This is a genomic window from Dietzia cercidiphylli (assembly GCF_014145145.1).
Lineage (GTDB): Bacteria > Actinomycetota > Actinomycetes > Mycobacteriales > Mycobacteriaceae > Dietzia > Dietzia natronolimnaea.
On record NZ_JAALEA010000352.1, the window covers coordinates 1 to 21,031 of the forward strand.

The 21,031-nt window shown below is 68.7% G+C and carries 24 protein-coding genes and 1 tRNA gene; 10 read left to right on the forward strand and 15 right to left on the reverse strand.

What is annotated here, in order from left to right:
- The first annotated feature begins 193 nt into the window (after nt 1-193).
- Nucleotides 194-637 carry a DUF6653 family protein gene (locus G6028_RS12590; protein ID WP_182659074.1) on the forward strand — a complete coding sequence of 148 codons (444 nt, stop codon included), beginning with the start codon at nt 194-196 and terminating at the stop codon, nt 635-637.
- 102 nt (nt 638-739) lie between these two features.
- On the opposite strand, the gene G6028_RS12595 is transcribed toward G6028_RS12590, so the two are convergent.
- On the reverse strand, nt 740-2,023 hold the full coding sequence (locus G6028_RS12595; RefSeq protein WP_182659075.1) for an MFS transporter: 1,284 nt from the start codon (nt 2,021-2,023) through the stop codon (nt 740-742).
- A gap of 367 nt (nt 2,024-2,390) precedes the next feature.
- Nucleotides 2,391-3,785, reverse strand: a complete 1,395-nt coding sequence (locus G6028_RS12600; RefSeq protein ID WP_182659076.1) for an MBL fold metallo-hydrolase — start codon at nt 3,783-3,785, stop codon at nt 2,391-2,393.
- 375 nt (nt 3,786-4,160) lie between these two features.
- Between G6028_RS12600 and G6028_RS12605 the strand changes: the two genes are divergently transcribed.
- Both G6028_RS12605 and G6028_RS12610 read left to right on the forward strand, forming a co-directional pair.
- Nucleotides 4,161-4,418 carry a metal-sensitive transcriptional regulator gene (locus G6028_RS12605; protein WP_017835707.1) on the forward strand — a complete coding sequence of 86 codons (258 nt, stop codon included), beginning with the start codon at nt 4,161-4,163 and terminating at the stop codon, nt 4,416-4,418.
- Between the two features lie 71 nt (nt 4,419-4,489).
- Nucleotides 4,490-4,915, forward strand: a complete 426-nt coding sequence (locus tag G6028_RS12610; protein WP_017835708.1) for a DUF302 domain-containing protein — start codon at nt 4,490-4,492, stop codon at nt 4,913-4,915.
- A gap of 188 nt (nt 4,916-5,103) precedes the next feature.
- Here the strand turns inward: G6028_RS12610 and G6028_RS12615 are convergent, their stop codons facing one another.
- The gene (locus tag G6028_RS12615; protein WP_182659077.1) at nt 5,104-5,715 is read right to left on the reverse strand and encodes an HNH endonuclease; all 612 of its coding nucleotides are present in this window, start codon (nt 5,713-5,715) and stop codon (nt 5,104-5,106) included.
- Nucleotides 5,716-5,919: 204 nt separating this feature from the next.
- Between G6028_RS12615 and G6028_RS12620 the strand changes: the two genes are divergently transcribed.
- Genes G6028_RS12620 through G6028_RS12630 form a run of 3 tightly spaced genes read left to right on the forward strand, consistent with a single transcriptional unit; the run spans nt 5,920 to nt 8,690 of the window.
- A complete protein-coding gene (locus G6028_RS12620) occupies nt 5,920-6,315 on the forward strand; it encodes a globin (protein ID WP_182659078.1) in 396 nt (131 codons plus the stop codon).
- A gap of 35 nt (nt 6,316-6,350) precedes the next feature.
- Nucleotides 6,351-7,931: a glycoside hydrolase family 13 protein gene (locus G6028_RS12625; RefSeq protein WP_182659088.1), complete on the forward strand. Its 1,581-nt coding sequence runs from the start codon at nt 6,351-6,353 to the stop codon at nt 7,929-7,931.
- A gap of 15 nt (nt 7,932-7,946) precedes the next feature.
- Complete coding sequence (locus G6028_RS12630) at nt 7,947-8,690, forward strand: SDR family NAD(P)-dependent oxidoreductase (RefSeq protein WP_182659079.1); 744 nt, start codon at nt 7,947-7,949, stop codon at nt 8,688-8,690.
- On the opposite strand, the gene G6028_RS12635 is transcribed toward G6028_RS12630, so the two are convergent.
- From G6028_RS12635 to G6028_RS12670, 8 genes are all read right to left on the reverse strand, one after another.
- Nucleotides 8,677-9,867 (reverse strand): site-specific DNA-methyltransferase, encoded by a 1,191-nt coding sequence (locus G6028_RS12635; RefSeq protein ID WP_182659080.1) that lies wholly within the window; start codon nt 9,865-9,867, stop codon nt 8,677-8,679. The genes G6028_RS12630 and G6028_RS12635 overlap by 14 nt on opposite strands.
- A complete protein-coding gene (locus G6028_RS12640) occupies nt 9,864-10,571 on the reverse strand; it encodes a DUF8185 domain-containing protein (RefSeq protein ID WP_259846860.1) in 708 nt (235 codons plus the stop codon). Before G6028_RS12640 ends, G6028_RS12635 begins: the two co-directional genes overlap by 4 nt.
- Nucleotides 10,568-11,053 (reverse strand): acyl-CoA thioesterase, encoded by a 486-nt coding sequence (locus G6028_RS12645; RefSeq protein WP_179524889.1) that lies wholly within the window; start codon nt 11,051-11,053, stop codon nt 10,568-10,570. The genes G6028_RS12640 and G6028_RS12645 overlap by 4 nt, the downstream gene beginning before the upstream one ends.
- Nucleotides 11,050-11,511: an acyl-CoA thioesterase gene (locus G6028_RS12650; RefSeq protein WP_179524888.1), complete on the reverse strand. Its 462-nt coding sequence runs from the start codon at nt 11,509-11,511 to the stop codon at nt 11,050-11,052. The genes G6028_RS12645 and G6028_RS12650 overlap by 4 nt, the downstream gene beginning before the upstream one ends.
- The gene (locus G6028_RS12655; RefSeq protein WP_179524887.1) at nt 11,508-11,957 is read right to left on the reverse strand and encodes an acyl-CoA thioesterase; all 450 of its coding nucleotides are present in this window, start codon (nt 11,955-11,957) and stop codon (nt 11,508-11,510) included. The genes G6028_RS12650 and G6028_RS12655 overlap by 4 nt, the downstream gene beginning before the upstream one ends.
- Before the next feature lie 5 nt (nt 11,958-11,962).
- Complete coding sequence (ettA, locus tag G6028_RS12660) at nt 11,963-13,636, reverse strand: energy-dependent translational throttle protein EttA (RefSeq protein WP_179524886.1); 1,674 nt, start codon at nt 13,634-13,636, stop codon at nt 11,963-11,965.
- A gap of 126 nt (nt 13,637-13,762) precedes the next feature.
- Nucleotides 13,763-14,275, reverse strand: coding sequence for a single-stranded DNA-binding protein (locus tag G6028_RS12665; RefSeq protein WP_182618278.1), 513 nt, complete (start codon nt 14,273-14,275; stop codon nt 13,763-13,765).
- A 168-nt stretch (nt 14,276-14,443) separates the two neighbouring features.
- Nucleotides 14,444-16,474 (reverse strand): bifunctional copper resistance protein CopD/cytochrome c oxidase assembly protein, encoded by a 2,031-nt coding sequence (locus tag G6028_RS12670; RefSeq protein WP_182659081.1) that lies wholly within the window; start codon nt 16,472-16,474, stop codon nt 14,444-14,446.
- Between the two features lie 107 nt (nt 16,475-16,581).
- Between G6028_RS12670 and G6028_RS12675 the strand changes: the two genes are divergently transcribed.
- The 3 genes from G6028_RS12675 to G6028_RS12685 all read left to right on the forward strand — a co-directional run bounded on the left by G6028_RS12675 (nt 16,582) and on the right by G6028_RS12685 (nt 17,413).
- Nucleotides 16,582-16,654 (forward strand) — tRNA-Arg (locus G6028_RS12675).
- 145 nt (nt 16,655-16,799) lie between these two features.
- Nucleotides 16,800-17,078: a hypothetical protein gene (locus tag G6028_RS12680; RefSeq protein ID WP_182659082.1), complete on the forward strand. Its 279-nt coding sequence runs from the start codon at nt 16,800-16,802 to the stop codon at nt 17,076-17,078.
- The gene (locus tag G6028_RS12685; protein ID WP_182659083.1) at nt 17,075-17,413 is read left to right on the forward strand and encodes a hypothetical protein; all 339 of its coding nucleotides are present in this window, start codon (nt 17,075-17,077) and stop codon (nt 17,411-17,413) included. The genes G6028_RS12680 and G6028_RS12685 overlap by 4 nt, the downstream gene beginning before the upstream one ends.
- Nucleotides 17,414-17,810: 397 nt before the next feature.
- On the opposite strand, the gene G6028_RS12690 is transcribed toward G6028_RS12685, so the two are convergent.
- The 4 genes from G6028_RS12690 to G6028_RS18205 all read right to left on the reverse strand — a co-directional run bounded on the left by G6028_RS12690 (nt 17,811) and on the right by G6028_RS18205 (nt 20,037).
- The gene (locus tag G6028_RS12690; RefSeq protein ID WP_182659084.1) at nt 17,811-18,401 is read right to left on the reverse strand and encodes a hypothetical protein; all 591 of its coding nucleotides are present in this window, start codon (nt 18,399-18,401) and stop codon (nt 17,811-17,813) included.
- A gap of 319 nt (nt 18,402-18,720) precedes the next feature.
- A complete protein-coding gene (locus G6028_RS12695) occupies nt 18,721-19,644 on the reverse strand; it encodes a hypothetical protein (RefSeq protein WP_182659085.1) in 924 nt (307 codons plus the stop codon).
- A complete protein-coding gene (locus tag G6028_RS12700) occupies nt 19,641-19,823 on the reverse strand; it encodes a hypothetical protein (RefSeq protein WP_182659086.1) in 183 nt (60 codons plus the stop codon). Before G6028_RS12700 ends, G6028_RS12695 begins: the two co-directional genes overlap by 4 nt.
- On the reverse strand, nt 19,813-20,037 hold the full coding sequence (locus G6028_RS18205; RefSeq protein ID WP_422110538.1) for a helix-turn-helix domain-containing protein: 225 nt from the start codon (nt 20,035-20,037) through the stop codon (nt 19,813-19,815). Before G6028_RS18205 ends, G6028_RS12700 begins: the two co-directional genes overlap by 11 nt.
- A gap of 261 nt (nt 20,038-20,298) precedes the next feature.
- Between G6028_RS18205 and G6028_RS12705 the strand changes: the two genes are divergently transcribed.
- Nucleotides 20,299-21,031: transposase (locus G6028_RS12705; RefSeq protein ID WP_182659087.1), on the forward strand; the 733-nt coding region annotated here is incomplete at its 3' end.

A 21,031-nucleotide genomic window follows, 5' to 3' on the forward strand; every position in this document is an offset into this window, starting at 1 on the left:
GGATCCTCGCCGAGCAGAACGCGGACCTCACCCGCGCTCTCGAGGCCCGCGCCGTGGATGCCGCAGCCGCGGGCTGAGCCCGGGTGCGGCGCTCGTCCGGGGGCCACGTCGAGACGCCTGCCCGGACGGGCGGCAGTGGCGGGATTACACGACACTGTGGCCGTCCCGGTGGCCGAACTGTCAGGCTGGACTCGTGGTGTCCGAGAATGGCTTCTACGCACGCATGTTCCGACGGCACGCTCATCCGGTCAGTGCCTGGTCGCGACTCCTGAGGGCACCGCTGCTACTGGTGCCGTTGTGGACTCGCCGCTGGTGGTTGTACGTGCCCATCGGCGCGTGGTTCGCGGTCAATCCGGTGATGACCCCGCCGGCTCACGACACGTCGTCGTTCGCGACCCGCGCGATCCTGGGCGAGGAGTCCTGGACTCGGGATCCCCGGTCCGAGCCGATGATCCTGGCACTGACGGTCATGGCGAGTACGTCGCTCATGGGCGCAATGGTGGCCGGCTATCGGCACAGGATGACTGGCGCGGTCGCCTGCACCGGGATGTTCGAGGCGGTGACGTTGATGCAGTGGAGGCTGTGGGCGGACCGATTCACGCGCGAGACCAGTCAGACGACCGGACCGCCCCTGTAGCTGCTCGGATACATCTCCTGTCGGTGCCGCTACAGCGGTGCGGGTAGTTCTCCGCCACCACACACGCCGAGTAGTGCGATCTGCGAAGCCACCGAGAGCGGATCAGTCGTCACTCGCGTCTCTGACGACGAGCGGCGTGAGTGTCTCGTACATGCGGATCGCTACGGCCGCCGCCGACGCCGAACTGACGGCGGCGGCGGCCCACACGGCGGCGTGCATACCCATGGCGTCGGCGACGATCCCCCCGAACACCGCGCCGACCGCGTAACCCAGGTCGCGCCACACGCGGTAGACACCGACGGCTCGTCCCCGCCACACGGGGTGGGCAACGTCGCCGATCGCGGCCAACAGCGTCGGATAGACCATCGCGGTCCCGGCTCCCAGGATCATGGTGCCCACCGCCCACATTCCGAATCCGTTGCCGAGCGCGATGACGACCAGGGCGGCCGCCTGGGTGGCCATCCCCACCGAGATCAGGTGCTTGCGACCGACCCGGTCCGAGATTGCGCCGGTGAACAGCTGCCCCACTCCCCAGACGGCCGGGTAGAGCGCGAACAGCAGTCCGATCTGCCCCACGGTCAGACCCGCGGTGGCGAACAACAGGGGGAACAGCCCCCAGGACAGGCCGAAGTTGAGGTTGTTGACGAGCCCCGCCTGGCTCGCCGAGGACAGGGCCGGCTCTCGGAAGCTGGTCTGGATCGCGATCTCCCGGTCTGTCATGTCGGCATGGAGATGGTCGTGCAGTCCGTCCGGGCGGGCGGTGTGCCGCCCCGCGTCCAGGAGTGCGTGGTCGCGCGTCTCGCGGACGAAGATCCCGGACAGCACCAGAGCCAGGGCCGTGTAGGCCACACCGACAAGGAACGGCGCCGGTCGCAGGCCGTACTGCCCCGCGAGGTAGCCGGCGAGCAGTGAGGTCACCGCGACCGCGCCGTAGCCTGCCGCCTCGTTGAGTCCCATCGCCAGACCGCGCTGCCGGGGTCCGACGAGGTCGATCTTCATCACCACGGTGGTGGACCAGGTCAGTCCCTGGTTGATGCCCAGCAGGATGTTGGCGGCCACCACCCAGGTCCAGTCGGGTGCCCAGATGAGCATGAGTGGCACCGGGATGGCGAAGAGCCACCCGACCAGCAGGACGGGTTTGCGGCCGTATCGGTCGGAGAACGTCCCGGCGAAGTAGTTCGCGATCGCCTTGGTGACACCGAAGGCCGCGACGTAGGTGAAGATGAAGGTGTAACCGGTCAGGCCGAAGAGTTCCGTGGCCAGCAGGGGAAGCACGGTCTGCTGCTGACCCACCATGCCGCCGACCAGCGCATTGATGGCGACGAGCAGAGTGAACTGGGCGGCGTTGGCTTTGAGACCGAGCTCGGGGGTTCGTTCGCTGCGCATGCTCTCCTCCTCGCGATCGACCGCGTTCGGGCCGTGTCGCCTCTATCGCGTTCCGCTCCCCTGGTGAGTGAGAACCGACGGCTCGGCTCGACCTCCGTCGACCGCAGCGGGCAGCGGTCGACGGCTACGACGCAGACGGCGGCGACAAACGCCAGCAGAGCGACCGTGCCGAGGATGATCGATGCGGCGGGGAAGGGTAGTTCCTGGGACAGGACGAAGGCGCCCATGAGCAGGACGAAGTAGCCGAAGCCCTTTCTCGGGGCCTTCTCCGGGACGATGCTCGGGGTGTCAGGGGGGCGGGGTGCCCGAGGCCAGGGCGTCGCGCAGGTCGGCCGGCCCCCCGGGGTGCTGAGGTGGGTGCGTCGGGTCAGACGGTCGCGAGGTTGCGCTCGGACCAGGCGGCGTAGCTGCCCTCGAGTTCGACCACGCGGTAGCCGGCGCGGCGCAGGGCGCTGGCCGCCACGGAGTTGCGGACGCCGCTCTGGCAGTAGGTGACGATCGGACCGTCGGTGGGGAGCTGGTCGAGGTTCCACAGGACGCGGCCGCCGCTGAGCTGCTCGGAGCCCGGGATGTGGCCGTCGGAGTGCTCGGTCTTGTTGCGCACGTCCAGGACCATGGCCGAGTCGAACGAGGCGAGCTCGTCCGGCCCGATCATCTCGGGGGTCGTCGTGGGCAGGCCCTCGAAGCTGGTCGTGTATCCGGTGACCGTGTCGATACCGACCCGCATCAGGTGGTCGCGGTACTGGCCGGCGACCTCCTCGTCGGGGGCGAGGACGACCAGGGGGGTGTCCTCCTTCTCGGGGTCGTAGACCCAGGCGCCGAACGAGGCCGCCTTGTCGACGCCGGGGATGTTGAGCGCCCCGGGGACGGTGCCGGCGTGGACCTCGTCCTGGCCACGGGTGTCGACGACGACGACCTCGTTCGCCTCGAGGGCGTCGGCCAGCTCGGTGGAGCCGAACTCGCGCAGCGGGGCCAGCGGCCCGAGCACCGCCGGGCCCTGCTTGTTCTGCCGCTTCATCCGGCCGAAGTAGGCGTGCGCGTCCGGCTGACCGTCGAGCAGCTCATCGACGAAACCCTGCTCGTCGTCACGCTCGACGTACCCCGCCCACCAGGCGTAGCGCCGCTCGTAACCGACGCTGGTCGACGGCAGCGCGCCCAACGCCTTGCCGCAGGCGCTGCCCGAACCATGGCCCGGGAAGACCTGGACATGATCCGGCAGCGTGACGAACGACTCCTTGAGGCTGCGGAAGATCTGCGTGGCGCCGGCGAAACGGGTGTCCACCCCGCCCGCCGCCTCATCCAGCAGATCCGGCCGGCCCAGGTCACCGGAGAACACGAAGTCACCGGTCAACATGTACCCGGGAGCATCGGCGAACGCGCCGTCGGTGATGAGGAACGACAGATGCTCCGGCGTATGACCCGGCGTGTGCACGGCCTCGACCGTGATGTTGCCCAGCGTGAGCTGGTCACCGTGGTGCAGGCGCTCCGCGGCGAAACCGTACTGCCAGTCCTCGCCACCCTCACCGGAGACATAAACGGTCGCCCCGGTGGCCTCCGCCAGCTCACGGGTCCCGGACAGGTAGTCGGCGTGGATGTGGGTCTCGGTCACCGCGGTGATCGTCATCCCGTGCCGCGCGGCCAGATCCAGGTACTCGCGGACATCGCGACGGGCGTCGACCACCATCGCCTCGTTCTTGGCCTGGCAGCCGATGAAGTAACCGGTCTGCGCGAGGTCCTCGTCGTAGATGCGTTCGAGAAGCATCGAGATCTCCTTGTCGATCGGGTTCCCTGCGAGGGGCGTGCCACGACTCTACATACCCCAGGGGGTATAGACAACATGCCCCCAGGGGCATCGTCCAGCGGGCTCGGAGGGGCCCGGGGCACGTGCAGGCAAGGCAGTGTCCGAGCATTCGACCGTCCGGCATCACTCGACCCCGCTGTCGGCGCCGGAGATCAGGCCTGTCCGGACGGTCGACGATCCGCCCGCCCACCCCCCGCCCCTGCCGACGAGGAGATTCGCCACGGCAGCCAACGGGACAGGGCGGGAGAGCCCGCAGCCAGAACACAGGGAAAACTAGTCAAAACACCCCCCGGGGTATATGGTGAGGGAACTTCGCACCTCTGGCAGGAGACCCCCATGCAACTCGACAGCGTCGAACTGACACCCACACTCAACCGGCTCAAGCGCGCTCAAGGGCAGCTGGGAGCCGTGGTACGCATGATCGAGGAGGGCCGCGACTGCACGGACATCGTCACCCAGCTCTCGGCGGTGTCCAAGGCTCTGGACCGGGCCGGTTTCGCGATCATCGCCAGCGGCCTCGAACAATGCCTGACCAACCCCGGGGAGGACCTGGACAGACGGGACCTGGAGAAGCTGTTCCTCTCCCTGGCCTGACCCCCGCCGAACCTGACTCCCTGGAATCCGGAAGTGGCAATACCGTCGACGAACCATCGAAGGGACCATTCATGACCTACACCCGCACCATCACTGTCCCGATGCCCTACGAGCAGGCCCTGGAGCGTACCCGCGCCGCCCTGGCCGACCAGGGTTTCGGCATCCTGACCGAGATCGACGTCAATGCGACCTTCAACACCAAACTGGGCGAAGAGGCAGCCGAGGCCGTGGGCGACTACGTGATCCTGGGAGCCTGCAACCCCGGCCTGGCCAGCAAGGCTCTCGCCGCCGAGCCGCAGCTCGGCGTCCTGCTGCCGTGCAACGTGGTGGTACGCCGCGGCAGAGACGAGGGGCAGACCACTGTGGAGGCCATCGACCCGCAGACCATGGTCCAGCTCAGCGGCAGCCCGCAGGTGCGTGAAGTCGCCGATGACGCCGACGCACGGTTGCGTGCCGCCCTGTCGGCGATCAGCGAAGCCGGCCCCGCACAGAGCTGAGGCCAGCCCCGCCCACCACAACCCCGACATGGACGTCTCATCAATGATGAGGCGTCCATGCCCCGCTCCCGGGGAGCTCGGTAAAGCTGTCCCGATTCACCGCTGCCTGCGCTGCAACAGAGGCGTCACCCGACTGCTCACCGAAGTAGGCGACGTCAGCGAACCGCCAACGCCCACCTCGATCCGGATCAGGCCGCGTCGAGGTACAGGTAGTCCTCCCAGTACGGGCCGATCTCCCTGAGCTGGGAGACGAGCCGCCACGTCCGCCCCCTCGGGGCCACCAACGGCACCCGCAGTTCCCACCCCAGTTCGGACAGGAGCTTGTCGGCCTTCCGGTGATTGCACGGCGCGCAGGAGGCCACACAGTTCTCCCACACGTGTTCGCCCCCGCGGCTGCGCGGGATCACGTGGTCGACGGTGGTCGCGCGGGCGTTGCAGTACCCGCACCGGTGGGAATCACGGTGCATCAGGGCGGCCCGCGTCATGGGCACCTGCGCCCGGTACGGGATCCGCACGTACTCGCGGAGCATGATCACCGAGGGCACGCGAACGGCCGTGTCGACCGACCGGACCAGGATCTCGTCCGGGTGATCGTGGACCACCACCGCTTTCCCCCCGAGCAGCATCACCACGGCGCGGCGGGCGGGGAGGGCGGTGAGGGCCTCGTAGCCGGCGTTGAGCAGGAGAACGCGGGGCGCAGCGGCCAGCGGGACGTGCGGGTCCGGGACAGGCTCAAGCCGAACTGGGGGTCGTGACCCCGGTTGTCGGTACTCCGAATTCTCGCGCACGGCTGTGCCCATGGTCGGTCTCCGCTCGTCTGCTCCGAGCCCAGTGCAGCACTGTCAACCGGGCCCGTAGTGAACCTCGCCTGCAACGATGATGCACCTTCGATGAACACTTCGCGCGCGATCACCGCCTACCGGTTGTCACCGGTGTCCTCCCGCCCGCCACCGACGGGTGGTGGATCGGACCCCCGGGCGGATCCCACGGGCATGATGGGGAGCATGAGCAGCACTACCTTCTATGACGAGATCGGCGGCGCGGAGACGTTCCGGAAGCTGGTCCACGAGTTCTACCTGCGGGTCGACGACGACCCCGTGCTGCGCCCCCTGTACCCGGAGGAGGACCTGGGTCCGGCCGAGGACCGAATGCGGATGTTCCTCGAGCAGTACTGGGGTGGCCCCACCACCTACTCGGAGCAGCGGGGTCACCCCCGGCTGCGGATGCGCCACAACCCCTTCCGCGTGGACCGCGCCGCTCACGACGCCTGGCTCACGCACATGCTCGCCGCCGTGGACACGATCGACCGCGAGACCATGGACGACGAGCACAGGGCGGCGATGGTCGAATACCTCACCCGTGCCGCCGCGATGATGGTCAACACCCCGGAGGACATGTGACCTCCCCGGCCCACGCGACCCGTCCGTGGGAGGACATGGTCCTCTACCAGATCTACCCGCGCTCCTTCGCCGACTCCGACGGCGACGGCACCGGTGATCTGCAGGGCGTGATCGACCGCGTCGGCTACCTGGAACTGCTCGGCGTGGACGGGGTGTGGCTGTCCCCCATCATGCGCTCCCCCGGCGCGGACCACGGCTACGACGTCTCGGATCCCCGCGACGTGGATCCGTTGTTCGGCGACGTCGAGACGCTGCGCCGGCTGGTGGAGGCGCTGCACGCCGCGCGGATGGTCCTGATCATGGACCTGGTGCCCAACCACACGAGCGTCGAGCACCCCTGGTTCGCCGCCGCCGTCGAGGCCGGACCCGGCAGCCCCGAGCGCGAGCGCTACTTCTTCCGCGACGGGCTCGGTGAGGACGGCTCCCGGCCACCCAACAACTGGCCCTCGGTGTTCGGCGGACCGGCCTGGACCCGCGTCACCGAGCCGGACGGGACGCCCGGGCAGTGGTACCTGCACCTCTTCGCCCCGGAGCAGCCGGACCTGGACTGGTCGCACCCCGACGTGGGCGACGACCTGGAGGAGACCCTGCGCTTCTGGCTCGACCTCGGGGTCGACGGGTTCCGGATCGACGTGGCGCACGGTCTGGCCAAGCCGGCCGACCTGGCCGACCTGCCGGACGACGTGGAGATCGCACAACTCGTCGTCGACGAGCGCGACGCCCGGTGGGACCGGCCCGGCGTCCACGACGTCCACCGGCGGATCCGCGCCGTCGTCGACGAGTACGCGGGCGCGGCGACCTTCGGCGAGGTGTGGGTGGGCCCGGCCGACCGGTTCGCCCGATACCTCCGCCCCGACGAGCTGCACTTCGCGTTCCACTTCCCACTGACCGGTGCCCCCTTCGAGGCCGGCGCGGTGCGCGAGGCGATCGACGCCACGTTCGAGGCCTCCCGCATCGCCGACTCGGCCCCCACCTGGGCGTTGTCCAACCACGACGTGGTCAGAGAGGTGACCCGGTACGGAAACGGCGCTCTGGGCACCGCCCGGGCCAGGGCGATGCTGCTGGTGGAGCTTGCCCTGCCCGGGATCACGTTCCTCTACGCGGGGTCCGAGCTGGGTCTGCCGAGCGACTTCTCGATCCCCCACGACCGGCTGACCGACCCCACCTGGGAACGCAGCGGGCACGCCGAGATGGGTCGCGACCACTGCCGCGTCCCCATCCCGTGGGAGGGCTCCACGCCGCCCTACGGCTTCTCGACCACCGATCACACCTGGCTGCCGATGCCGGGCGACTGGGGCCGCCTGACTGTCGAGGCCCAGATCGAGGACCCGGATTCCACGCTGTCGTTGTACCGGGCGGCCATCGAGACCCGGCGGTCGCTTCCGGGCCCGCGATCGGCGTCGGTCGAGTGGTACGGGGCGCCCTCCGGATGCCTGGCGTTCCGCCGCGACGATGGCGTGGTGTGCGCGCTCAACGCCTCCGCCCGATCTGTGCCACTGCCCCTCGGCGAGGTCCTGCTCTCCTCCGGGCCCCTCTCCTCAGGCCTACTCGACTCGGAATCCCCCACCGGCGAGATCCTCCCGCCGGACACCGCAGTATGGTTACGACCACACTAAGAACGGGGATTAACCATGAGGTTGGCGGAGAAGACAGCGGTCGTCACCGGCGGCGCCGGCGGGATCGGCAGGGGCATCGTCCGGGCGTTCGTCAAGGAGGGAGCCCGCGTACTCGTCGTCGACATCAACGACGCGGCCGGCCGCGCCCTGGTCGACGAACTGGGTGAGAGCGTCCGGTACCTGGCGGCGGACATCTCGGTCGAGGACAACGCCCGCATGATCGTCGAGACGGCCGTCGAGCACTTCGGACGGCTCGACATACTGGTCAACAACGCCCACGCGTCACGCCAGGCGCCGCTGGTGGAGACCACCCGGGAGATGCTGGACCTGTCGTTCGACACGGGGTTCTACCCCACCTTCTGGCTGATGAAGGCCGCGCATCCGCACCTGGCCACCGCGGGTGGCTCGGTGATCAACTTCGCCTCCGGCGCCGGCATCGAGGGCAGCCCCACCCAGGCCTCGTACGCGGCGGCCAAGGAGGCCATCCGCGCCGTCTCCCGGGTGGCGGCCAACGAATGGGCCCGGGACGGGATCAACGTCAACGTGATCTCGCCGCTGGCCCTGACCGAGGGGGTCGAGGCGTACATCGAGGCCAACCCCGGTATCGAGAAACACCTGCTGGCCGGGACCCCGATGCGCAGGTTCGGCGACCCCGAGGCGGACATCGGCCGCGTCGCGGTGTTCCTCGCCAGCGAGGACGCCCGCTACGTGACGGGGCAGACGCTCATGGCGGACGGCGGCACCGTCAAGCTCCGCTGACGCGCAACCGCGGCAGGATCACGTCGCGGACCGTCTCCGGGTTGCGTTCCACCACCACCCAGCGGCGGCCCAGGTCGCGGGCCGCCACGGCAGTGGTTCCGGAGCCGGCGAACAGGTCCACCACCAGGTCGTCCGCCTCGGTCGCCAGTTCCACGATCCGCCGCATCAGCGCCTCCGGCTTGGGCGTGCGGAAGCCGTCGACCCCCGCGCTGCGCAGCTCCGCGCGGGCGGTGTCGGTGGACCCGATCTCCTGGGCCAGCCAGATGGACTTGAGCTTCTTGATCCGGCCCACCTCGTGCCGGTCGCGTTGGTAGACGTCGACCCGCGGCCCGGCCCGACCCCGCACCGTCCGACAGACCAGTTCGTCGCTCCGCTCCTGCGCGCGATCGCGCGACCAGCGCCACACTGCCGGACTGAGGTCGCCGAACACCGGGAGGATCTCGGTGAGCCCGGGCGCGGGGTCCACGGAGACCTCACCGGTGTCCGGGTCGCCGTAGAGCGGGTAGGTCATGGTGGGCGTGGTGCGCGGGTTGAACCGCTTGTTGGTGTTGCGCAGCGGCAGCAGACGGTAGTTGACCCCGTCCTCGGCGGTGTGCGGGAAGTCGGAGGGGTCGACGGCGGAGGCGACCCCGCCGGCCAGCCGGACTCGCTCGGGATCCCGCGCGTACACCATCAGTCGGTCGTGGGATCCGGCGAAGAACCGGTCGAGCTGACGCCCCTTGGGGTTGCTCTCCACGGTGAGGTCGGCGATGAAGGCATCCGAGCCGAACACCTCGTCGAGCACGCAGCGGACGCGGTGGGCCTCCGCGTCGTCCAGGTGCACCCAGACGGTGCCGGTCTCGGCGAGGAGCCCGCGCGCCACCACCAGTCGGTGCTCGATGTATCCCAGCCACCGGTGTCGCGGCATGTTGTCGTGGTATCCGTCGAAGCGGCCACCACGGTTGTACGGCGGGTCGAGGTACACCAGCTGGGCCGCGCCCGTGGTCCCGAGGCCGAGCTCGCCCAGAACGTCACCGACCTCGGCGATCCGCGCCCCGTCGCCGCCCAGGACGGCGCCGGTCACCCGCCCGCCGGCATCCCGGACCAGAGTCGCGACCTCCGGTGCCGGCCCGTGCTCTCCCGGGACCTCGGGCTCGCCCCTCCCGGGCCAGGAGACCGAGAATCCCGGTGGCGTCATCGCGGCTCGAGAGTGAGCGAATCGGTCCGGCGGAACGCCGTGCCGTAGCGGGCGTCCACCCGGAGCCACGCCCCGCGCTCACTCACCCGGACCGGTTCACCCTCCGGTGCGCGCCCTGCCCGCTCGGGCACGAACCCACACATCACTATGGAGAACACGGTCCGCATGTCCACTCCCACGGGACTGTCGGTGTCCGCGCGCACGGTGAGCACCTCCTGGTCCAGCAGCGAGGGCGGCAGGCCGGCCGGCCCGGCGTTCTCGCGGGCTGCGCCGCGACCGGACTCGGTCAGATCCAGCAGGACCTGGGCCGGGATCGCCTCGAGCATCTGGAAACCGTCGGTCGGCGGGAGCAACCCCTGCCAGGAGGAGGTGAGGGGCATCCCGGGGTCGACGAGACCGGCGGTGTCGCCGCGTGGCAGCAGGTCGAGTTCGGTGAGCAGGTGGTCGGCTCCGCACACCACGTCGCCACCCGGGCAGTGTCCACCCACTGCGCGGACCACCAGGGCGCCGAAGGGCGTCCGGGACCACACTCGCATCCGTCCGTCGTCACCGCTGGTCAGACGGACCACCGCCGCCTCGTCGAGCCTGAGGAGCCGGCGCAGGAGGGTCCGCAGGTCATCCCGGTCGGCGGGGTCGGGCACGGCGATCATGTCGTCCCCCGTCCCGCCGACTCCCTCCGCCCCGCCGGCGCCCGGCAGGGTCACGCCGGAGCCCCGTGGCGGAACTCCATCAGGTGCTCCCGCTCGGCCGGCGTGAACCGACGCGGCCGCTGGGTGGCGAGGTCGAACGCGGCGATGGTGGCCGTGCAGTCGACCGCCGCGGGCGCCGAGTCTCCGGTGGCGCGCCCACGGACCTCGTGACGGGCCACGAACATGGCGGCGCCGACCTTCTCGCACCACATGCGCACCCGGATCGGGCCGTCGGCGCGCGTGATCTGGCCGCGGTACTTCACGGCGAGCTCGGTCATCACCGCGCCGGCGGTGAGGGTGGCGGTGGGGATGCCCTCCTCGAAGAGCCACGGGATGCGGGCCTCCTCGAGGAGCGTGATCATCCGCGCGTGGTTGACGTGGTGGTAGAGGTCCTGATCCGACCATCGGACGGGCAGCGCCGCGGTGAACACGCGCCGTCCCGGCTCACCGGAGGCACCGAGCGGTCCCCCGGCCTCGTAGACGAGCTGCTCGGTCACTCCGCGGGCCCCTCGTCGGTGATCGCGGCGCGCTGGTGCGCGGCCTCCAGGACATGACGCACCCCGGTGGGGATCTCCACGGCCGTAGAGGTGGAGGCGTCGTAGGCGACCATCACCACGCGCAACGCGCAACAGACCTCGCCCGCGGCGTCGAAGATCGTCTGCCTGATCTGGTACGAGGTGGTCCCGACGTGTTCCACCTCGATCTCCACGTCCACGGACGTCGAGTCCCGCAGCACCGGACGGAGGTGGTCGATCTCGACCCGGCGCACGACCTGCGGCAGGTTGCCGAGCCCGAACGGGCCGAAGCGGCTGCGGACGAACAGGATCCGCGCCTCCTGCGCGTACTCGATGTACTTGACGTTGTTGACGTGCCCGAACTGGTCGAAGTCCGCCCACCGCACCTGCAGGGTGCAGCGGAACGTCCCCCGGTCCGGGGTCTGCTCACCGGGACTCATCTCGCCTCCTCGCGCTCACCGAGCAGCGCCGCGCGCTCCTCGGGACTGATCTCGAGTGTCGTGGTCTCGTCCGGTGCCGTCACCACCAACACGGTGTCGACGACCGCGCACGGTTCCGGGCCCGTGGAATCCGACCCGATCGAGGTCCTCATCGTGAACGAGGTCCGGCCGACCCGGAGGACCTCGACGTCCACCCACACGCTCGTGGCGCCGTACCCGATGACCCGGCGGAAGTCGATCTCCATCCACCGCGCCAGCGAGATCGGCACCCGTGACCCGGGGACGCCGAACTTGTCCCGGAACCACATCAGTCTGGCGTCCTGGGAGAACTCCTGGAACCGCACGTTGTTGACGTGCTTGCCCACGAAGTCCGCGATGCGCAGGGGGATGTGGACCCGGTGGACGGCTCCGGGGGTCTGCGTGTCGGGCGCGGCGTGCGATCCCATGCGCGTCAGTCCCGCGTCAGCTTGCGGTGGGTGACCCGGTGCGGGCGGGCGGCGTCGGGGCCCAGTCGCTCGACCTTGTTCTGCTCGTAGCCCTCGAAGTTGCCCTCGAACCAGTACCACTGCCCCTCGGCGACGTTGCCCTCCCACGCGAGGATGTGGGTACAGGTGCGGTCGAGGAACCACCGGTCGTGCGAGATCACGACGGCGCAGCCCGGGAAGTCCTCGAGGGCGTTCTCGAGGCTGCCGAGGGTCTCGGTGTCCAGGTCGTTCGTCGGCTCGTCCAGCAGGATCAGGTTGCCGCCGACCTTGAGGGTCAGCGCGAGGTTCAGGCGGTTGCGCTCACCGCCGGACAGCACGCCGGCCTTCTTCTGCTGATCCGGGCCCTTGAAGCCGAAGGCGCTCACGTACGCGCGCGACGGCATCTCGTTCTGGCCGACCTCGATGAAGTCGTTGCCCTCGGAGACGACCTCCCACACCGACTTCTCGGGGTCGATGTTCGCGCGGGACTGGTCCACGTAGCTCAGCTTGACCGTGTCGCCGACCCGCACCGAACCCGCGTCCGGCTCCTCGAGCCCGACGATCGTCTTGAACAGGGTGGTCTTACCCACACCGTTGGGACCGATCACGCCGACGATGCCGTTGCGCGGCAGGGTGAACGACAGATCCTTGATCAGGACGCGGTCGTCGAAGCCCTTCTGCAGCTTGTCCGCCTCGACCACCACGTTGCCCAGGCGCGGCGGGGTGGGGATCTGGATCTCCTCGAAGTCCAGCTTGCGGTGCTTCTCGGCCTCCGCCGCCATCTCCTCGTACTTGGCCAGTCGCGCCTTGGACTTGGACTGGCGGGCCTTGGCGCCGGAGCGGACCCACTCGAGCTCGGCCTTGAGGCGCTTCTGCAGCTTCTGGTCCTTCTTGCCCTGGACCTCGAGACGCTCGGCCTTCTTCTCCAGATAGGTGGAGTAGTTGCCCTCGTAGGGGTGCAGCTTGCCGCGGTCGACCTCACAGATCCACTGCGCCACGTGATCGAGGAAGTAACGGTCGTGTGTGACGGCCAGGACGGCGCCCGGGTAGGCGGCCAGGTGCTGCTCCAGCCACAGCACCGACTCGGCGTCGAGGTGGTTGGTGGGCTCGTCGAGCAGGAGCAGGTCGGGCTTGCTCAGCAGCAGCTTGCACAGCGCGACGCGGCGCATCTCGCCACCGGACAGGTGGGTGACGGGCGAGTCGCCCGGCGGGCAACGCAGTGCGTCCATGGCCTGCTCGATCTGGGAGTCCACGTCCCAGGCGTCCACCGCGTCGAGCTGCTCCTGGAGCCGACCCATCTCCTCCATGAGCTCGTCGGTGTAGTCGGTGGCCATCGCCTCGGCCACCGCGTTGTACCGGCGGATCTGCACCATGGTCTCGCCGAGTCCGTCCTCGACGTTCTCCTTGACCGTCTTGGTCTCGTCGAGCACGGGCTCCTGCATGAGGATGCCGACGCTGGCCTCGGGGTCGAGGAACGCCTCGCCGTTCGAGGGCTGATCGAGGCCGGCCATGATCTTGAGGATCGAGGACTTGCCCGCGCCGTTGGGCCCCACGACGCCGATCTTCGCACCGGGATAGAAGGACATCGTCACGTCGTCGAGGATCACCTTGTCCCCGTGCGCCTTGCGAACCTTCTTCATCGTGTAAATAAACTCGGCCACTTCTGCCCTCTCACCTGCGCAAATAGTTCACATCGCCGCGGCTGGACCGCGGGCACGACCCCCATGTTACGTGCCCACCCGCGGCCTCGGTGAGCACGGCGGAGGGCTACCCGCGGCCCTGCCGGTTCAGACCCGGACCGCCTCCGCGAACGCGCTGTCGGTGGCCCGCCCCTCCGGCGCGTCGTCGGCGTCCCGGGAGCCGATCTCCATGACGTCCTCCACGCCGTCCGCGCCCTGCGACTGCCCCGCCCCCTCCCCGTCGGGAGAGATGCCGGGCCCCTCCGGTTGGGCCCTGCGCATGGTCACGTCCATCCGCGACAGGTCCGGGCCCAGGGCGGTCACCCGCATCTCCAGGTCGCGCTGGATCCTGCCGTCCTTCTCGTACTCGTTGGTGAGAAGTCGACCCTGGACGATCACGCCGTCGCCCTTGACCAGTTTCCCCGACGCCCGCTGCGCCAGCCTGCCCCAGCAGTTGGCCGAGAAGTACAGGGTGCCGCCGGTCTTCCACTCCCCGGTGTCGCGGTCCTGGTAGCGGGTGTTGCTGGCCACCCGGAAGGAGAACACCGAGTCCTCTCCGACGCGGCGGGTGGTGGGGTCGGTGATCACGGTTCCGCGGACGGTGGTGTGGGTCTCGTTCATGGTCTCGCTCCTGTCACACTCGGACCGACCGTGCGTCGGCCTCGTGCTCCAGAGCGTGCCCCACCTCGTCGTCGTCGTATCCCGGTCGCACCGCTCGCGGTGCCCGCCCTGTGGAGGGGCGGGAGGGGTGTGGAACGGGGGTCCCGACGACGACGAGGTGGGCGCCTCTCAGGCCCGGCGGTCGGCGCGGGACATCTCACCGAGCATCTCGTTATAGGCCTTGAGCTCGGCGTCGTCGTCACGATCGGCCTGCCGCTCGCCGCGCCGCGCGTCCCGCATGTCGCTCTGGTACCACTGCCAGGCCAGAGCCAACATGACGATGAACAGCGGGATCTCCCCCGCCGCCCACGCGACGCCGCCTCCGACCTGCTGGCTCTGCAGGAGGTCCGGGATCCAGGGGAGCCCGATCCCGCCGTACCAGTTCTCGGCGAGCACGGTCTTGTAGTTCATCAGCATGATGCCGAAGAAGGCGTGGAACGGCAGCGAACTGAGCAGCACCATGAGCTTGTAGAGCGGCGAGAAGTGCCGCGGCGCCGCGTCGACCCCGATGATCACCCAGTAGAACAGGTAACCGCTGATGAGGAAGTGGACGTTCATGAACATGTGGCCCAGGTGCTCGGAGGCCAGAGCCTCGTAGAACCCGCCGAAGTAGATGATGTAGAAACCCGCCACGAATTGCACCGACGCGACGATCGGGTGGGTGAGGAACCGCGAGAGCGGGTTGTTGATGAACTCGACGATCCACTCGCGCGGCCCGGGTGGGTTCCCGCGCCCCGCCGCCGGGAGCGCCCGCAGCGCCAGGGTCAGCGGCCCGCCGAGCGCGAGGAGCACCGGCACGAGCATCGAGATGAGCATGTGCCCCACCATGTGGCTGGCGAAGTCGGCCATCATGTACATCCCCATACCGGAGCTGGTGGTGAGGAACAGCAGGACACAGCCGAGCACCCAGGCCACGGTCCGGCCCACCGGCCAGGAGTCGCCGCGGCGGCGCAGGGTGATCAGGCCCCACACGTAGAGGCTCAGCAGGACGACGGCGGCCAGGCCCAGCACCAGGTCGAAGCGCCACAACCCCAGCACGGTGCCGAAGGAGAACGGGCCGGGGAGCTCGAAACCCAGCAGCGCCTCCTGGCGGGTGGGGACGTAGAGCGGCGCCGGCGGCGGGGTGCGGCCGAGCGAGACCGAGAGCCCCATCGTGCCCGCCATCACCACGGCCTCGACCAGCCCGATCCGCAACAGGGTTCCGCGGTCGACGGGGGCGTTGGCCGATCTGGATTCGATCTTGGCGATGATCCGGCGGCGCATCGCCAGCCCGAACATCGCGAGCAGGACCAGCACCAGCGCCTTGGCCAGCACCAGCAGCCCGTAGGTCGAGGAGAACAGGTCGGCGGGGTGCAGCCGCACGAGCGCGTTGATGATTCCGGAGAACCCGAGCGCGACGATCGCGATGGTGGCCACCACCGAGTAGCGGCGCAGCGCCAGTGCCACGCGGGAGCCGCCCCGCATGGTGTGGGCGAGCACCGCGACCAGCCCACCCACGTAGAACGCCGCGGCGAACAGGTGGATGATCAACGAGTTGGTGGCGATGTCGTGCGCCGTGCTCCCGGAGGCGTGTCCCGTGGCCGCCACCGGCAGCAGCGAGAGCACCGAGACGCCCAGCCAGATCACCGACCAGCGCCAACTCAGGGTGAGCCGTTGACCGATCCCGGCCACCAGTGCGATCACCGCCGCCCACCGCCAGGACGAGGCCACGTCGATCTGGCTGATCGCCACGATCCACTGGTCCGGCGGCAGCGACTCCCAGAGGGTTCGGCCGGAGACGTCCGACAGGGTCAGCGGGATGAGCAGTGCCGCGGCCACCGCCCAGGCGATGTTGGCCCACGAGGAGATCCGCTGCGAGCGGTAGCCGTCCACGTCGAGGGTCTTGTCCTTCTGGGGCGGTGTGAAGAACGCCGCGAACAGGGCCGTCCCCACCGCCACCGCCGCGAGCAACTCGCCCATCGCGCGGACCGCCGGGAGCCCGGCCGTGGTGAGAACGCCCGGGTCCGGGACGCCCACCAGCGCGAGCGCCACCTCGGTGGACATGCCCGAGAGCGGGATCACCACCGCCGCGGCCACCACCGCGAGCAGGATCACCACGGGCACCACGCTGCGGGTCCTGAGCGGTCCGGCGGTGGTGGGTGTCGACTTGGACGACGTCATGGCCACCATCGTATTAACCCGATCGCCCCCGGGCCGATTCGCGGCTGCTGCGCACACCCCCGGATCGGCTACCATTCTTCCGGCGACGCCGGACGCGAGCGTCGCAGGCCTCCGTAGCTCAGTGGATAGAGCATCCGGTTTCTACCCGGCTGGTCAGGGGTTCGAATCCTCTCGGGGGCGCAAGGTTCACGCAGGTCAAGCGGCATTTATGCTGCGCGATTCGCAGGTCGTGCAACTGGCGTACAAGTTGCCTTGTGTTGGTCAATAGAAATGGCCCCGTAGCGCGGGAACGCTCGGGGCCAGCGACCAAGACGAGGTAACCGTCATGGCCAACAGCCAGCATCCCACACCGCCACCGCTCACGGGCGACGACATCACGCATTACCGCCACATCATCGCCGGCGGACCGACCAACACCCGGCAGAAGATCACAGTCGAGGTCGTGTCCCTCGTCGACAACGGCGTGGCAACGCCGCCGATCCTGTCCGTCCTCGGTGAGCTCGACATGAGCCCCGATCAGGCCGTCGAGCTCGCAGACGCGCTCACGAAGGCACGCACAGCCTGGGACACCGCGCACCAGTCGTGGATCGCGGGCCTCCGATGAGCGGCGACCAGTGGTGGACCAACGAGTCCGAGCACACCAACGACCACGGCGAAACCAGCCGGACCAGGTCACGCAGCACCGGCGTCGTCTGGGACGAATACGTCACCCACGACCAGGGCGGCAAGCGCCGCTACCGGGCACAGGTGTGGGTCATGCAGCACGACGACGAGGACGTGCCCACCATCTCCATGTGGACCCACAACGGCACCACGCCGCCGCCGGTCCTGTCCGTCGAGGAGTGCCGAACCCTCGGGTACGCGTTGCTCCAGGCGGCCGAGATGGTCGACCGCGAGCGCGACGCCATGATCCGGCAGATCCTCGACAACACCCCCTGAATCGCTCCCTGAGCCGTTTCCGTCCAACCGTGGCCCTCATTGACCACGGTTGGCGCGGTGATCGCTCAGCGTGCGATCTAGAGGGCGTTTTCAGGACGGTTCCGCCCCAAACCAACCGTCTCCCGTATGCACACCCCAGAACGGGCTGGGGCGCTCCCTGCATGGTCCGGCCGGACGTGCCAGGGGGTCACGACGAAGCTCGCACCTTTCCAGGGCGGGTTACTTGTCGTGCCGTGACGCGATAACGGGAAATGGCTCGTGGGAAATCGTGGGGAGGGGATCAAGACCCCGCCACCCGTAGGGTGTCCATGCCCTAACGGTGACCACCCAGCTCCTGTTACTAACAGCACCTGGACCACGGCGATAAGCACGTCGGTTGCAGCGGTGTCCGCGGACCTCAGGACAGCTCGGAAACTCTGGCCGGAGGACCCTCCCCCGTCCGCACCCAACTGACACCGTCAATCGAGTAGGTCACTGTGACGGGATAGCGCTCACCGAAGTGCCGTACCTCGTCGTCGTCTGCGCACTGATACGGATTCGGCACCCACTTGAGAACCGCAATTCCAGGTACGACCTCCTGGGGCAGTCTGGATGACTTCTGCGTGAGGACCGGGACCTCGACGTCAGTGACCACCACGTTCCCGTTCGTCTCGTTCACACCCGTCACCGCGAAACTCATCGCGTACAGGCCACTACGGCCATGAACGCGCACGTTCACGCTGAAGCGTGACGCCTGATCCTCCTGCGCCCTCAAGCGTCCGGCCCGCTCGAGATCAATTTGTCGGCGCTCATCCCGGAACACGTGCGCGGCCCACAACACCGCCGCAATCGTGCCGATCCCACCAACCCACTGGCCGATCGCACCCACCCAATCGGCAGATGCGCTCCCGGTCACCAGCCAGGAAACAATCCCACCCACGAGGAACCCGCCAACAGCGACAAGACCAAGAATCGCCGCGCCCGGACCCCGCTCACTCGCTCTGCTCATCCGAATAACGTACAACCGCCTCCGAGTCGCGCTAGGAGAAGCCCACGAACCCAACTAAATAAGGAACTCGCTTATAAAGGCGGGTGGGGACAAAGGTCTGCCAACGGCGAGGCCGGGCACCAGAACCGATCCCCAACACTCCGACCAGCACAACACCGAACAACCCTGTGGATATTCGGTGCGGGGAGGGAGGAGCCGTAAGCCGAGGGGTCTGTCCGTGTGCCCTTCGGGGGAGTCACCCCCCAGGGGCCGGTCCGCGTTATGCCACGTCGCGGACCGGCCGGGGTTCCCGCGGTGGCACTTCGCGGGAGTCTGTTGGTTACCGGCTTGGGAACACTGATTGGTAGCCGGCGTTTGCCATGCGGTCGCGCATGCGCATTGATTCCTCGGCTATTTGGTCGAGGTCGTCGGGTAGTTCGCCGGCGTTGCGGTCGAGCTGGCTTGCGGTGGCCAGTGTGAGGCGGTGCTGGTGGCGGTGGGCGCGGTAGAACTCGCGGGTGCGGCCGGGTCGGGTGTCGCCGTTGAAGGCGCCCTGCGGGATGGTTTCCCAGACTTGCGCCCACACCGTTTCGCGGGTGTCGGTGACTGCGGGGCGGATGATCTGGTTGGCTCGCATCTCGTGGACGATTGCGGCGATTGTGTAGACGTCGTCGAGGGCGGTGGCGAGGTCTTCCCATGCTCGGGCGAGTCTGCGGTCTCGCTTGAGCTGGTTGGCTCGTGGTGCCCAGTGGTGGTCCAGTGAGCGGACGCCGGGTGCGTCTCGCCTGGGTTCGGTTCCGAGGATGGAGTCGACTACGTCGGCGTGGGCGGATGCGTTGGCGACGGCCTGCCCGAACGGTGCCGATAGCCATTCGAGGATGGTGGTCTCGTCCTGGTCGCGGACGTGGGGCACGGCGGCGCCGCGGATGTTGATTGCCAGCCGGGAGGCGGGGGTGTGGGCGCCTTCGTTCATCTTGGCCTGGTGTTCGGCCTGGGTGATCTTGGTGACCGCTTCGGTGGGGTCGAGTGCTCCGTCGATGAGGGCGGTGGAGATTGCCTTGTAGGGCTTGTTCTGTTTGGCGTCCCATGCGGCCTTGTCGACTTGGTCGGCGAGGTCGAGGATGCGGCGGGCTTCGGTGAGTCCGTCGCTGGTGAACGGCTCGAGCCCGTAGGTGTCTGCGGCTCGCTCGAACAGGGCGAGCAGGGTCTTGGCGTCGGTGTGGCTCGAGGCGTCCCGGTAGGTGAGGTTCAGGCTGGGGGTCACTTGCCGCCCCCGAACATGCGGCCGCTGATCTTGTCGAGATCGGTCTCGGCGGCGGCGGGGTCGGGCTTGCTCTCTTCGGGGTCCCGGGTCATGGCGACGAATCCCTCGAACTCGGGCTTGCTCATGCTGGCGACGTACTCTTCGACGGCGCGGTGGAGGATTCCGATATCAGCGGACATGTTGTGTCTCCTTGCTGGTGGCGTATTCGTGAACGGTGTCGGGGTCGAACATGAGGGTCTGTCCCACCCGGCGGGCCTCGAGGGTGCCGGCGAGGCGTTGTGCCTGCCTTCTCGAGATTCCCAGCCGGTCGGCTACCTGTCCGGTGGTGAGCCACTGCTCTGAGTGTGGGCGTGGGGCGGGTTCGGGTATGTCCGCTAGGCGTGCGGCGGTCATTGCTTGTGCGGCGGCGTGGTCGAGTGCTGCGAGGACGGGGCCTGGGCGGGTGCCGTTGCGCCGCTTCTCTCGCACGGCTACGGCGACGCACCACCTGAGTGTTGCGAGGCTGTCGCCGTCGACGAGGACCGCGGGGCCTAGCCCCGGTAGTTCACGGGGATCTGAGGATTGCCGGGCGAAAATTGACCGAAGTGCTTCCTGAACAGGGGAAACTGGGACTTGTCGAAGGTTCCATATCCCCACACAGAAAGCACTCGGTAGGTGAAGCGTACGTCGTGGTCGTCTGGTCTGTCCGTTACTGCTGACGGTGTCGGAGTGATCTCCCACGCCGGAGCCATCGCGCCACGCCTTCTGGCGGATCGAGTGGGGCTGACCGCCGAACTGTCGAAGGCCATGACTCGCAGACGGTTCATCCCGATCCATGACCGTGGCCGGGTGCTGATCGACCTCGCGGTGATGCTCACAGATGGCGGCGAGTCCATCTCCGACATCGGCGTCCTGCGCCACCAATCCGAGGCTCTGGGCCCGGTGGCGTCGGCACCGACGGTGTGGCGCACTCTGGACGAGGTCACCGCCGGCAAGCGCAAGAAGATCCAGGTGGCGCGAGCCCGCACGCGGCGGCATGTGTGGTCCCACCTGCCCGGCGGAGTGCCCGCATCCAAGTGTGCGGGCCGGGACCTGGGAGCCACAATCGTGCTTGATGTGGACGCCACCATCGTGGTCACCCACAGCGAGAAGGAACATGCAGCTCCGACGTACAAGCGCACCTTCGGCTACCACCCGATCGGCGTGTGGTGCGACAACACGACCGAGTTCCTCGCGGCGAGCCTGCGGCCGGGCAACGCCGGGTCGAACACCGCCGCCGACCACATCGACGTCCTGGGCCAGGCGATCGCCCAGGTCCCCGCCAACCATCGACGTGATCTGCTGATCCGCTCCGACGGCGCCGGCGCCTCCCATGACCTGCTGAACTGGGTCACCGAGCAGAACCGCG